Origin of the sequence: Carnobacterium sp. FSL E2-0243 (assembly GCF_038003605.1) — a bacterium.
GTDB classification, from domain to species: Bacteria; Bacillota; Bacilli; order Lactobacillales; family Carnobacteriaceae; genus Carnobacterium; species Carnobacterium maltaromaticum.
Genome location: NZ_JBBOPM010000001.1, coordinates 100,172 through 112,767 on the forward strand (window position 1 = coordinate 100,172; position 12,596 = coordinate 112,767).

The 12,596-nt window shown below is 34.0% G+C and carries 13 protein-coding genes; 12 read left to right on the forward strand and 1 reads right to left on the reverse strand.

All coding sequences use genetic code 11. The features are described from left to right. Positions 1-271: 271 nt before the first annotated feature. From MHI00_RS00445 to MHI00_RS00500, 12 genes are all read left to right on the forward strand, one after another. Positions 272-505: a hypothetical protein gene (locus MHI00_RS00445; protein ID WP_015075178.1), complete on the forward strand. Its 234-nt coding sequence runs from the start codon at positions 272-274 to the stop codon at positions 503-505. A 19-nt stretch (positions 506-524) separates the two neighbouring features. Then, complete coding sequence (locus MHI00_RS00450; RefSeq protein ID WP_015075179.1) at positions 525-827, forward strand: LPXTG cell wall anchor domain-containing protein; 303 nt, start codon at positions 525-527, stop codon at positions 825-827. 6 nt (positions 828-833) lie between these two features. Next, on the forward strand, positions 834-1,505 hold the full coding sequence (locus MHI00_RS00455) for a WxL domain-containing protein (protein WP_015075180.1): 672 nt from the start codon (positions 834-836) through the stop codon (positions 1,503-1,505). A gap of 26 nt (positions 1,506-1,531) precedes the next feature. After that, on the forward strand, positions 1,532-2,197 hold the full coding sequence (locus MHI00_RS00460; RefSeq protein ID WP_015075181.1) for a WxL domain-containing protein: 666 nt from the start codon (positions 1,532-1,534) through the stop codon (positions 2,195-2,197). 22 nt (positions 2,198-2,219) lie between these two features. Next, a complete protein-coding gene (locus tag MHI00_RS00465) occupies positions 2,220-2,912 on the forward strand; it encodes a WxL domain-containing protein (RefSeq protein ID WP_035064848.1) in 693 nt (230 codons plus the stop codon). Positions 2,913-2,988: 76 nt separating this feature from the next. Then, positions 2,989-4,083 carry a DUF916 and DUF3324 domain-containing protein gene (locus MHI00_RS00470; RefSeq protein WP_341110066.1) on the forward strand — a complete coding sequence of 365 codons (1,095 nt, stop codon included), beginning with the start codon at positions 2,989-2,991 and terminating at the stop codon, positions 4,081-4,083. Positions 4,084-4,128: 45 nt separating this feature from the next. After that, the gene (locus tag MHI00_RS00475; RefSeq protein WP_201734316.1) at positions 4,129-4,794 is read left to right on the forward strand and encodes a WxL domain-containing protein; all 666 of its coding nucleotides are present in this window, start codon (positions 4,129-4,131) and stop codon (positions 4,792-4,794) included. A gap of 49 nt (positions 4,795-4,843) precedes the next feature. Next, positions 4,844-5,989 (forward strand): DUF916 and DUF3324 domain-containing protein, encoded by a 1,146-nt coding sequence (locus MHI00_RS00480; RefSeq protein WP_341110068.1) that lies wholly within the window; start codon positions 4,844-4,846, stop codon positions 5,987-5,989. Between the two features lie 28 nt (positions 5,990-6,017). Then, positions 6,018-8,261: a WxL domain-containing protein gene (locus tag MHI00_RS00485; RefSeq protein WP_341110071.1), complete on the forward strand. Its 2,244-nt coding sequence runs from the start codon at positions 6,018-6,020 to the stop codon at positions 8,259-8,261. 692 nt (positions 8,262-8,953) lie between these two features. Further along, entirely contained in the window at positions 8,954-10,060 is a 1,107-nt protein-coding gene (locus tag MHI00_RS00490; protein ID WP_201731538.1) for a low temperature requirement protein A, read from the forward strand. 88 nt (positions 10,061-10,148) lie between these two features. Next, entirely contained in the window at positions 10,149-10,982 is an 834-nt protein-coding gene (msrA, locus tag MHI00_RS00495) for a peptide-methionine (S)-S-oxide reductase MsrA (protein ID WP_341110078.1), read from the forward strand. 117 nt (positions 10,983-11,099) lie between these two features. After that, a complete protein-coding gene (locus MHI00_RS00500; RefSeq protein WP_155520221.1) occupies positions 11,100-11,246 on the forward strand; it encodes a hypothetical protein in 147 nt (48 codons plus the stop codon). Between the two features lie 97 nt (positions 11,247-11,343). Here the strand turns inward: MHI00_RS00500 and MHI00_RS00505 are convergent, their stop codons facing one another. Next, positions 11,344-12,270, reverse strand: coding sequence for a magnesium transporter CorA family protein (locus tag MHI00_RS00505; RefSeq protein ID WP_341110083.1), 927 nt, complete (start codon positions 12,268-12,270; stop codon positions 11,344-11,346). Positions 12,271-12,596: the final 326 nt, after the last annotated feature.

The following is a 12,596-nucleotide window of genomic DNA, read 5'->3' on the forward strand; positions in this document are numbered from 1 at the left end:
TCTCCTTTTTATGGTTAGCAAGTGATATGTAGGTTTAGTTATCTAGATTTAATATTATATAGAAAATTAGATTATAGTCAAATGTGTCAGATAAAGTCATTTTAAATTCATTTCCAGAAAACGGCTACAATTAGCATTAAATCACGCGGTTATCATGAAATGTCCGATTCCATACTAAATTAAGATAACATGAGAAAATATAAATGTTCTACACTGAATAGTATAAGTAAGTAATTTTTACTCTTACTAAAAAAGCAATGGAGTGACAAATATGATCATTGATGACAATTGGACCGACGTTTTTATTTATAATGTAGAGTTTCAGGTTTTAGTTAAAAGAGGAACTCATGAATTCGAAAAAAGTATTTCGAAAAGCTTAGTTTTTAATAGCGAGTTAGGTGAAAGTAAAGTAGCGACTATCATCAAGGAAAAATTTAAAAATGTCGTGAAAGTAAGCTATGTTGATTATTTTGGAGAATCATTAGAATTAAAAAATAAAAATTAATTGGAAAGGAGGTGAGCAGATGCCTGTGCAAAAGCAAGTTCTGCTTTTGTTTCCCCTAATATTGCTGTTTTTTTGTTTCCCAGTAGTGTCTTTAGCAAGTACAACAACAAGTCAGGCCGGGATAGTTTTTACTGAAAGTGATGAATCAGCAAAGAAAAAAGAATTAGATGAAAAAAAAATTCCCAGTACAGGGAGTGAGGAAGTTAAAAAAGATAGATATTTGCCTCAAACTGGTGAAAAGCATCAAACAAGTGTACTTATAGTGGGGAGTTTGTTGTTAGTTGGTTCAGTAGTAAAAATAAATAGAGTAAAACGGAGGTAGTAAAAAATGAATTCAAAAAAATTGCTCGTTACAGGGTTAATCAGTACAAGTTTTTTATTTAATATAGGAACTGTAGCTTTTGCAGCACCAGGAGATACGATCAAGGGGAGTGAAAATGGGAAAAGTGGAACTTCTCATGGATATATCAAGCTAACGCCGGGAGACAATACAGGAGGTCCAACCGTGCCAACCAAACCAACAGTACCACCAGGGGGAACGGACAATACAGGCTCTTTGACAGTTGATAACGTAGCACCATTATTATTTGATACACATAAATTAGAGGGTAAAGAACAAATTTACACATCAGTAGTAACAGATTCTAACGTGCAAGTAACAGACAATCGTGGAGAAGAAGCAGGGTGGAATCTACAAGTTTCACAAACAGCATTTACGGACAGTACGGATGCAACGAAAATATTGAAGGGTGCAAAATTGATATTACCAGTGGGAGTAATTGAAACAGCTGGTACGAACGTTTCTCTTTCACCAATAGTATCAGAAGTGGAATTAAATGAAAAACCAACTGTTTTAATGCATGCTCTTGCGGGTTCTGGAGCAGGAACTTGGACGAGTGTATTTGATAAAGATGAAATCAAGTTAATTGTACCAGCAGGAAATAAAAATGGAGAGTACCTCTCTACAGTAACTTGGTCGTTGCTGGATGCACCAAAATAAAAAGTCAGAGAAAAGGAGTAATAAAAATGAAAATGAAAAATAAATTAATAGGTCTATCACTAAATACAGGGATTTTAGTCAGCGTTGTATTACTAGGAACCACCCAAGTAAATGCTGCAGAAGTCAGTAAAGGTTCCTCAACAGCAAATTTTGAACTGCAAGCCGGGGACTCAACAACAGTTCCAGAGATTATTGATCCAGGAATTGAACCAGGATTAGATAATAAAGGACCGTTAAGTTTAGATGCTGTTTCAAGTTTTAATTTTCCAACGAAAAAATTAGGTGCTGAATCAAAATTGCCTCTTGAAGCGTCACCTGTTTTAGGCACTAAGTTAGGTCTTCAAGTGACAGATGAGCGTGGGGAAGATTTAGGTTGGAATTTAAAAGTAAGTGCAACTAATTTTAAAACAGCGGATGATAAATTAGAGCTAAAAGGTGCTGTAATGACTATACCAGAAGGCACATTGACTACAAAAGAAGGTGTGGATCCACTTTTAACACCAACAGCCTTTAAAGTAAATCTATCAACAACTCCAACAAGTATTATGAAGGCTAGTACAACACAAGGACGTTCAACGTGGGTAAACTCCTTTGAGGGAAAAGGTGAAAAAGTAACGTTAGCTGTTCCATCAGGGAATAAAGTCGCTACTTACTCATCGACGATTACTTGGTCGTTAGAAGATGCGCCGTAATCATTAATAAAGGGGAATAAAAATGAAAAAAAGAATTATTCTTATAGCACTGACAATTGTAATACCATTAACTGGAGGATTCAAAGTAAAAGCTACGTCGAATGGAATATCGGAAAGCAAAATTGATTTTATTGCGGGAGATGGTGTGGTCACGCCACCTGTTAATCCAAAAGATCCAGACAATCCTATAATCCCAACGCCGATAGATAGTTCAGATCCAGAAAATAAAGGCACGGGTCAAATTGGGCCTCTATCTGTCGACTATGTTTCAAATTTAAAATTTGGACAACAGAAAATTTCAGGGAGAACGATTGCCTATAAAGCCTTGAATGCAGATCCATTTGTGCAAGTAACTGATTTACGTGGGTCAGGAGATGGCTGGAGTTTATCAGCGAAAATGAGCCCTTTTACTAATAAAAACAAGCAAGAGCTAAAAGGTGCTACTTTGTCTATGAAGAATAGTGTGGTAAAGGCTGGAAGCACTAGTAATATTTCATTAGCTCCAGTTAAATCAGATCTTTTATTTGATAATCAAGAAAGCAAACTGGTTATGAATGCCAGCAATAAAGGCGGTCGGGGTACTTGGCTCAATGTTTGGTCTGGTACGGAGGAAGCAAATGAATCTATTCAGTTAAATGTCTTAGCAGGAACACCTGAAGCGAATACTGAATATACTTCTTCAATTACATGGGAGCTGGAAGATGCACCTAAATAAGTAAAAATTGCAGACAAGGATCACTTTGATAAAGGAGGTCCTTGTTGTTTCATTCAGAAAAGGGGAATCAATCAAGATGAGAAAACTATATTCATTAATCGTTATATTACTAATAGGGAGCTTAATTTCACCAATTATAGGGCGAGCAGAAGGAAGCATGGCCTATTCTGCCAAAGCCAACATACCAGAAAACCAAATCAACAAAACTCTTACTTATTTTGACCTGAAAATGGAGCCAGGACAAGAACAAGAAATTACCCTAACTGTTAGCAATTCTAGCGATAAGCAGACTACTATCATCCTGTCTCCTAACATTGCTACAACCAATCAAAATGGCGTAATTGACTATAGCCAAACGAAAGGAAAGCTAGATTCAACATTAAAAACTCCGTTAAGCTCAGTTATTTCAAAGGAACAAGAAGTGACTTTGGCTCCTAACGAAACTAAGCAAGTTCCATTCACACTTAAAATGCCAGATAAATCTTTTAACGGTCTTTTACTCGGTGGATTTTATGTGACAAAAAAAGAGGAAGCCGAGGATTCAAAAGAAGCCGAAAAAAATGTGCAAATTAAAAATAATTATTCTTATGTAATTGGCATTCAGCTGCGAGAATCATTGGAGGAAGTTAAGCCACAGTTGAAAATGAATCAAATCAAACCAGCCTTATTAAATTATCGAACGGCTGTAACTGTGAACTTACAAAATACAGAAGCAACTATAATAAAAGAATTTGATGTTCATGCAAAAGTAAGGAAAAAAGGGAACGGTACTGTTCTACATGAAGCTACAAAAACAGATATGTCAATGGCCCCCAACTCTAACTTTGATTTTCCTATTAGTTGGGACAATCAAAGCTTAGAGCCAGGAACCTATACACTAGATATGACGGCTAAATCGGGTGAAAATCAATGGACCTTTGAAGAAGATTTTACAATTTCAGCAAAGGAATCTAAGACGTTAAACACAGATGCTGTAGAATTAGAAAAAAAAGCCCCAAATTGGACTCTGATTATTTTGTCAGTAATAGCAGCCATGACGCTACTGGTTGGCGGAATGCTTTATTTAATTTACAAACATAAAAAGAAAAAAGAAGCAGCACGAAAAGCACGAATAAGAATGCAAAAAAGACGGAAAAAGCTTAATAAAAAGAAGCCAGAAGTGGGGAAATAAAAAATCCGACTAAACTAAATCGTTTTTGGAAAGGAGGAAATTCAAGTGAAAAAAAGTATTGGTTGGTTAGTTGTCACAATTTTTGGATTTGGAGCACCAGTTTTTGCTGATTCAACAGGAGTTATTACTTTCGAAGACGATACGAATGTAGTCAGACCGGTTAACCCGATGGACCCATCAAAACTAGGCGTCGAAGACCCTAATAATCCGGCTACTAACAATCCAGGTCCTCTATCACTAAATGTAGCACCACTTCAATTTGATTTTGGAAAACAAACTACGAAAGATGCTATTTTAAGCTATTCAGCTAAGGATATCGGAACTCAATTTATTCAAGTAACTGATAATCGAACGGATGCAGATGGCTGGGCGCTGACCATTCAACGAAATGAACTAGTTTCAAAAGGAAATGCTGAAATAAGAGGAGCTAAATTAACAATACCGAAAGGAGTTGTTCGAAATTCTTTACATGTTCCAGCGACAGATAGTGCTGAAAATAAGCATTTGAAAACTCAAGCTGTAGACGTATATGGCGACAATACACCTGTCACAATTTTGTCTGCAGATCAACTGAATAATAACGGAAAAGCTACGACAATTAGCGTTTGGGAAAGCTCTAAGGTTCGCTTAACATTTAAAACGCTAGTTACTAAAAAAGGTGCTTATATTTCCACTGTTAACTGGAGTTTAGTAACAGGACCTACTAGCTGAGCCAAGAACTCAATTTTCTTATAGATTGATACAGTAAAGGAATTTTATAATGAAAAAAATAATTAGTATAATGATTTTAGCTTTGTTATTGCTTGGAAGAAATGTTTATGCTGAAAATTCTGAAGCAACTATACAACAAAAAGCTGAGGTGAGCTATAGCGTAAAAAAAATAAAAGCTGCTAATGAAATCAATGAGACAAGCTCTTTCTATGATTTAGGGGTAACTAAGGGTGAAAATAAAGAAATTCAAGCAATAATAGCAAATTCATCCAATCAACCCATTTATGTAAAGTCTCAAATTTTTACGGCTTTTACAAATGAAAATGGGACAATTACTTATAATGCCAAACCAAAATCTATATCTAAGAGCTTAAAATTTAAGCTAAGTGATTTCGCAACGATTGAGGCTTCGGATAAACGTATTGAAGTGCCACCACATTCAGAAAAAACTGTCACGGCATTTATTGATGTGCCAAAGGATGTACCAGATGGTGTGATGCTAGGTGCTTGGTATTTTGAAAAAGAAAATCAAGTCGTAGAAAATAAAGAAGAACAGGGGATCGGAATTGCGAATAAATATAGTTATTCCTTGGCAATAAAAGTCACGGTAAATCAAGAAATTGAAAAACCTGAATTAAAATTAAAGGGTGTTACAACAGGACTAAGTAACTATCGAAAAGCGATTCAAGCTACTATCGAAAATGAATCCCCAGGTATTATTTCAAAGCTAACTGTGAATGCCCAAATTTTAAATGAAAAAAATGGTGAGCTTCTATACGAACGAAAGCAAGAAGACATGATTATGGCTCCTAATTCCAACTTTTCTTATCCGATTTTTTTAAAGGATCAGGAAATGAAATCAGGAGACTATGTATTAAATGTAGAAGCGTCAACTAATGATCCAAAATGGCCGAGCCAAAACTGGAATTGGAGTCAAAAGTTTAGTATTACCAAAGAAAAAGCGCAACAAATCAATCAAGATGCATTGAATGACAACGTTTCTTCTGAAAATAATAATAATTTAGTTCTTATTGGTGTTCTTTTTCTTATTGTAAGTGGTCTAGTGACTCTTTTCGTACTAATAAGGAGTAATCAAAAAAAGAAAAGAAAAAAATTAAAGATGATGGCTAAAAGAAAAAAAAGAGAAGAAACTAAACTGAAACAAAAACGATTAAGCCAGAGACAAGATAAATGAGAGTCAAATATGAAGGTAGGTGGAAAATATGAAATCCTTTTTTAAAAGATTAAGTTTATTTGCCAGTCTTTCTTTAATTTTATGTATCTGGAATCCGTTGCATGCTTCTGCTAAAATTGAGCAAGTATCTTTGACTGATCGGCTTTATCCAACTGCGAGTAAAGTAACAGATACAACTACGTTAACTAAGTATAATCTATTACAAGGAAAACAAGCTCAACCATATACTGGCTATACTAGTTGGTCATTAGCAACGTTAAATCAATATGGAGATATATTATATAATAATAATAGAATAGGTACTACTAGGTTTTCTGACATGTCATTTTATCAATCCTTGAATGGAAGTGTGAGCAATCTATTAACGCAACGTGCTTTTGAAGTTGTTAAAGGTCATCAATACCAAGTCAGTTATCAACTGAAGAATTCATCATACGGAACAGCTGTTCCGCAATTCAAAATGAGTATCAGACAAGGAAGCGGATTTGATGGGGAAATTATTAAACAGTTGTCAGTACCTTTGGATAGTATGACTTATCAAAATTTTAAGACAGTGGATTTTTCTGGTGCGGTCTCATTTCAAACGCGACTTTATTCAGAGCAAGTGTTTGTAGTGATGAGTGGAAGTAATCTTTCGATCATTGATTTAGATCAAAATATCATTGAAGCTAGAAGAGATGTTGAACAATTATTTACTGATACAAGCTATACGAAACTCAATGAATTTGTGACTCAGAAGGAACTGGATAACGTGAAAAAAACAGTTGATTTGGTGGTGAATTCAACTGAAAGAGCATTTTTACTGCAATACACAAATTTAGCACAAGAATTTTTAGATGCGATTCAAATGAGCTTAATAACAACGGAGTTAGGCGATAATAGAGAAAATCTAAACAGTATGATGATTAAAGGAACCACCTATCCACATGCTTATGTCAGGGTTACAGGGAATTCCAATTTACCTGCAACTAGCTTAGTTTCTCCTTTTAAAGATGAACCTGAAAATTTTACTTTACAGGCAGATGAAAATGGAGATTATACAGTGAATTTAGAAAATGCTGGGCATTTTATTGCGGGTGAAAAAGTTGTTGTTGTGGCCAACAGACATGGAAAACGATTGAGTGAAACTGTAACAGTTAAAGATCAGACGATTCCAACAGGAAAAGCTAAAACAGTTCATAGTATTTTAAAGGATGCGATTCCAATACCAGATAAATTTGTCAGTGACTTAAATGATTCCAACCCTACTAATAAAAAGATTACAGTTGAGTATTCCATGAAAAATAATAGTGAGAAAATAACAGAAATGTTGCAAAAAAGTGGAAAGTATCTTGTTTATGTGACGATTAAAGATGATGCCTTTAACAGTACTGAAATACAGTCAGAGTTAATCGTTTATGATTCAAATTCCCTATTAGAAAGTACCAATTTTCAAATAGACCAAGAAGAATTGATAAGTTTGTCTAATGCGGAAATGTTAGACCGGTTTTTAAAAGATAGTCAAACGCAAGCGTATTTAATCTCGGATACTAACAAGATTGACTTAGTCAATAAATTACAGATTCGTGGTTTAGACTCTCTTAAAAAAGAGGTAGGAACGTATTCCTTATCTTATTTTCTCGCTAAAGAGGATAGCGGTTTAACCAAAGATTTAACAAGTGAATTTACAGTAACAGTTACTCAGCCAGGTGCAAGTAAACCAATAGATCCAACGAACCCTCAACCAGGAAATGAGACGGATGCAGAGAATGAAGGAACAGGAAATATAGGCTATCTTCGAGTGGATTATGCACCTTCGAATTTTGATTTTGGAAAAGTGACGACATCTTTTTTAAACAAGACTTATCAAGCGAACCAGCCTTTATCGGTTTCTGGGAAAACCCTAACGCAACAATGGATACAAGTATCAGATACAAGGTTAAGTGATAATGGCTGGACTTTAAGTGTGAGTCAAAGTACTCCGTTTATAGGATCAGATGGGTCAACTCTTGAAGGCGCACAATTGAAAATTCCGAAGGGAAAGATTTACAATACAGCCTCTAATTCAGAACCAATCATTGATAACAGCATAATAAGCCGAGAAGTTAGTCTTAGTGAAACTCCAACAGCTATTTTAACAACGCCAAAAGCGAATGCTAGTGGGAAAAATATCACAACCAATGTTTGGGATCCTACGCAAGTATCCTTATATGTACCAGGTGGTAGTGCCAAAAACAAAGTTCGTTATCAAACTACAATTAACTGGTCACTGGTTACAGAAGTCCCTAATTAAACTGAATATACGATTAAATTCCGATTAGGTTGGTGTAAGCTTTCAAGATTCAGTTCTCTATAGAGATGAGAATGTCTTGATGGCTTGCGCTTTTTTAGTGATTTTGAAGAATAACAAAAGAAAAATGCACGATTGAATGGATTTCCATAACATGGAAAGTCAAGATGAGTTAAATGAATGGATGCTATTTTTGATATCAAAATAATGTATAAAACATCATAAATAAAAAAGCCACCTGATGGAGAGTCAGGTGGCAAAAAGGAGTTGTCGTGGCTGTAGACTTTACAAATCGTACAGCCACGAATTTGACCCGAAGGCCTCATTACACTTTGGAGGAGTTGTAATGAAAAAATGAAAATAAAAAGTTAGTTTGGTTGTTGTTTAGCTTAGGTAAGAATGTTGTCATCCTTACTACTCTTTTAGTATACCCATAAAATGTGAAGAAAGTATGCCGAAAAGGGTAAAGAAGTTTGACGAATGTAAGAAGTAATTATGGTGATAAGTTCTTCAAATTATTTTGTCGGACTTTCTGAAAAATTATATTTAAATCTATAGAATCACTTACTTAGCCTATCTTTTTCTTTCTAACGTTTAATGTATGTTATAATTTTTAAATATATAATTAGATAGCATGGTAATTAATGAGATTATCATGGTGTAACAATCTACTTACATTTTTAGGAGGAATTTTTTTGGATAAACATAAAGTTAGTTGGTTGGAATTATTTTATGATTTAGTTTTTGTTGTCGCGATTTCGTCAACGAACCATTTATTGACGACAGTCAATAACCAGCCACAGCATTTTTTTACTATTATTGGTGAGTATTTATTAATGATTATCCCAATGTGGTGGGCTTGGGCAGGGCAGACAATGTTTTTAAATCGTTATAGATTGATAGTGAAAAAGCCTCATTATTATACGTTTGTTCAAATGTTTTTTGTGATGCTGATGACAGCAAGTTTTAATTTGAATTTTGATGAAACATACTTTACTTTTTTATTAGGATTTATCGGAATCCGTGTGCTGACTATTTTACAATACCATTCTGTAAAACGTTGTATTGATAGTCAAACAGAAAAAAAGGTGATTCAACTACTTACAAATTATTTTACATTTTCACTGATTTTATCGACTACTTCGTTATTTTTCACCGGCGGTACACGTTACTTTATTTTATTTTTAGGGATTTTCTTGGATATCATCATCCCATTAATCAAACGTAAGGAATTAGTGGCATCCCCTATTGATGTCGGTCATTTAGCTGAACGATTAGGTTTATTTACTTTAATTTGTTTTGGTGAGACCGTGGTTGCTTTAATTACAATTTTAAATGGCGAGACAATGGATTTTACCACGCTATTTTATGTAATGATTGCCTTTATTTTAATTAGTTTAATGTGGACTTCTTATTATGCTCGTTTAGATATGAGGATTGACAAAAAACAAGTAACAAATGGACAATTGTTGTTGTATAGCAATCTGTTTATGTTAATTGCGATTACTTCTTTTGCTGCGGCACTCCATTTAGGTTATAAACCATCGATGCCCTGGCAGCAGATAAATCTCTTATTTATCTTTTCTTTTTTCTTATTTTATAGTACGAAACATTTTATTTTCATTTATCATCCTAGAAAAAAAGTTTCTAAAAATACACTGCAAAAAATTATTGGACTAGGTATTTTAATTATTTTGTTAGGTTGTGTCTTTTTAATAGTAGCTATTCAACCAATTTGGACGTTAATCGTACTTATTTGCTTCTCTGCCTTGGACAATATAATTCTTTACAAAGAAAGTTAAGTTAATTGTTAGTTTACAACAAGTAAGATTACTCCTTTTTTATATCATCATAAAGTATACTGAACAGGTCAAGTAAGGAGGTCGAAAAATGAAAATAACACAGGAGGAAGTAGTAAGAGAGCTTTATAATCTTATATTAAACTCAGGTACGCGTGAGTGGGAAAGAACATTATTAATGACTACAAGGAATGCATTGGAAAACCAGGCTAATTTTGAGGATCAGTTAGCGAAGCTTGAAAGTGAATTACGTCCACTTGCTAGTAGAAATAATTTGACTCCAGATGTTACTGATTTTTATTTGAAACTGACAGGTGACCCAGTAGGTGAAATGAAATTTGATATGTCTCATCATCGTGGTAAAGATTTAGCGTATCAGGAGCGTGCTGTCTTTGGCGGTGGTTGTTTTTGGTGCATGGTTGAGCCTTTTGAAACAAAACCTGGAATTATTTCGGTACTGTCTGGTTATACAGGTGGTCATGTTGACCATCCAACTTATGATCAAGTTAGTGGAGGATATACAGGCCATGTAGAAGGTGTGGAAATTATCTTTGATACCCGAATTGTGAGCTATGAAGAGTTGGTTGAACTATACTGGCAACTTACAGATCCAACAGATGCACTTGGTCAATTTCAAGACCGCGGTACACAATATCGACCAATTATTTTTGTACAAAATACTAAACAAAAACAGATTGCAGAAACTTCGAAGCAACAGTTAATTGAGTCTGGGAAGTATAAACGACCAATCGTAACTGAAATTCAACAGGCTAGTATTTTTTGGCCAGCAGAAAATTATCACCAACAATTTTATAAAAAACAACCTAAAAGATATAAAAGTATTAAACGTGCTCGACATCAATTATTGAATTATTTACGTTTGAAGGATAAAATTCGCTCGCCTTTCAATAAAGATACTAAATAAAAAAGCCACCTGATGGAGAGTCAGGTGGCAAAAAGGAGTTGTCGTGGCTGTAGATTCTACAAATCGTACAGTCACGAATTTGACCCGAAGGCCTCATTACACTTTGGAGGAGTTGTAATGAAAAATGAAAATAAAAAGTTAGTTTGGTTGTTGTTTAGCTTAGGTAAGAATGCTTGTCATCCTTACTACTCTTTTAGTATACCCACAAAATGTGAAGAAAGTATGCCGAAAAGGGTAAAGAAGTTTGACGAATTTAAGAAGTAATTCATATTTTTAAGGTTATTTCCTATATAAAGTGAACTATTTTAAGCTTAGAAGATTTGAAACTAAATCTAGTGTCGTTTAAACTTGCTCTTCTGAGCTACAATATTTTCGATTTTTTCAAGTAAAAATAAGATCCAGTGATTATGGCAAGTAAAACACCAAGTAACACAAAATAGCCATATTCAAATTTCAATTCAGGAATATTGACGAAATTCATGCCATAAATTCCAGAAAAAATAGCTATTGGTGTTGTGAAAACGGTTATAATAGTTAGTTTATTTAAAAATCCATTGGATTTTTCACTAACCGAAGTGTTGTAGAGCTCTAATAAGTGATCAGCTTTTTCATGTAAACTTGAACCAAACTCATATAGACGACTCATTTTTGTGGAAATATTTTTAAAATATTTTAAATTTTCTTCGCTAATCAAATTATTGTCGTTACTCAAAATTTGATCTCCAATATAAGTCAGTAATCTTAAGTGGCGTTTTGCTTCAAAGGACATTGATTTTAACTGCATAATCGTTTCAAAGTTACCTTCCTCCATTTGTTCTAATAAACTCATTTCTAAATCAGCAATGGTTTGTTCGCTATTTTCTAGAGAAACAAACATTTTCGCTAAAATATGGTCCAAACTTTTATAGTAAGCGTAGGTCAAAGTATCAATGCCATTGGGTTGGATTTCTTTATCAATTTCGATATCTGCTACAATTTCATTAAATAAGGTCTCGTTTTGGTTACAGACAAATATCAAATAATCTTTACTAAAATAGAGATAAACTTTCTCAAATTCTAATTTATTTTCTTGCCATTCAAAAAATGAAAAAGAGGTCACATCATAATCAAAATGACTCTCGAAGTGAATGGTATCTAAATTTTTTTCATTGGCTTCTTCTTTACGTTTCATGATATTAAAACTTTCATAAATATGTTTAAATTTTTCTTGGTCACATAAAATAAAACTACGCTCATTTTGATCAAGGTTGAGCAAATCCTGATCGGTTTTTACATGATAAAATTTCATTTCCTCGCCCCCTATCCTTACTACTATGGTAGCCAATAATTGAACTTTAGTCAATGAAAGCCATCAAATGAAATTAAGAAGTTAATAGCTAACAATATCTTGTTTATGTAAAGCAATACAAGATAAAAAATTGCAATGAATGGTTGCGCTTAACTCAATTTATTTCCTATAAAAAAACAATTACTAATGATCTTTTCCTACCAAACACCATTTAGTAGGGGAATTTGTATCAAATCATTTCAAATGAGCCCGAAATTGTGATAGGATAGGGGTTATAATAATCAAGTTGATGGAGATAAATAGAAGCACCCATAACTGAAGGCGGG

What these genes read in the sequence shown, in the direction of transcription:
- MHI00_RS00465 (WP_035064848.1), top strand. Translation starts at nt 2,220, where the DNA reads ATGAAAAAAAGAATTATTCTTATAGCACTGACAATTGTAATACCATTA.
- MHI00_RS00470 (WP_341110066.1), top strand. Translation starts at nt 2,989, where the DNA reads ATGAGAAAACTATATTCATTAATCGTTATATTACTAATAGGGAGCTTA.
- MHI00_RS00455 (WP_015075180.1), top strand. Translation starts at nt 834, where the DNA reads ATGAATTCAAAAAAATTGCTCGTTACAGGGTTAATCAGTACAAGTTTT.
- MHI00_RS00485 (WP_341110071.1), top strand. Translation starts at nt 6,018, where the DNA reads ATGAAATCCTTTTTTAAAAGATTAAGTTTATTTGCCAGTCTTTCTTTA.
- MHI00_RS00505 (WP_341110083.1), bottom strand. Translation starts at nt 12,270, where the DNA reads ATGAAATTTTATCATGTAAAAACCGATCAGGATTTGCTCAACCTTGAT.
- MHI00_RS00445 (WP_015075178.1), top strand. Translation starts at nt 272, where the DNA reads ATGATCATTGATGACAATTGGACCGACGTTTTTATTTATAATGTAGAG.
- MHI00_RS00500 (WP_155520221.1), top strand. Translation starts at nt 11,100, where the DNA reads ATGAAAAATGAAAATAAAAAGTTAGTTTGGTTGTTGTTTAGCTTAGGT.
- MHI00_RS00450 (WP_015075179.1), top strand. Translation starts at nt 525, where the DNA reads ATGCCTGTGCAAAAGCAAGTTCTGCTTTTGTTTCCCCTAATATTGCTG.
- MHI00_RS00480 (WP_341110068.1), top strand. Translation starts at nt 4,844, where the DNA reads ATGAAAAAAATAATTAGTATAATGATTTTAGCTTTGTTATTGCTTGGA.
- msrA (WP_341110078.1), top strand. Translation starts at nt 10,149, where the DNA reads ATGAAAATAACACAGGAGGAAGTAGTAAGAGAGCTTTATAATCTTATA.
- MHI00_RS00460 (WP_015075181.1), top strand. Translation starts at nt 1,532, where the DNA reads ATGAAAATGAAAAATAAATTAATAGGTCTATCACTAAATACAGGGATT.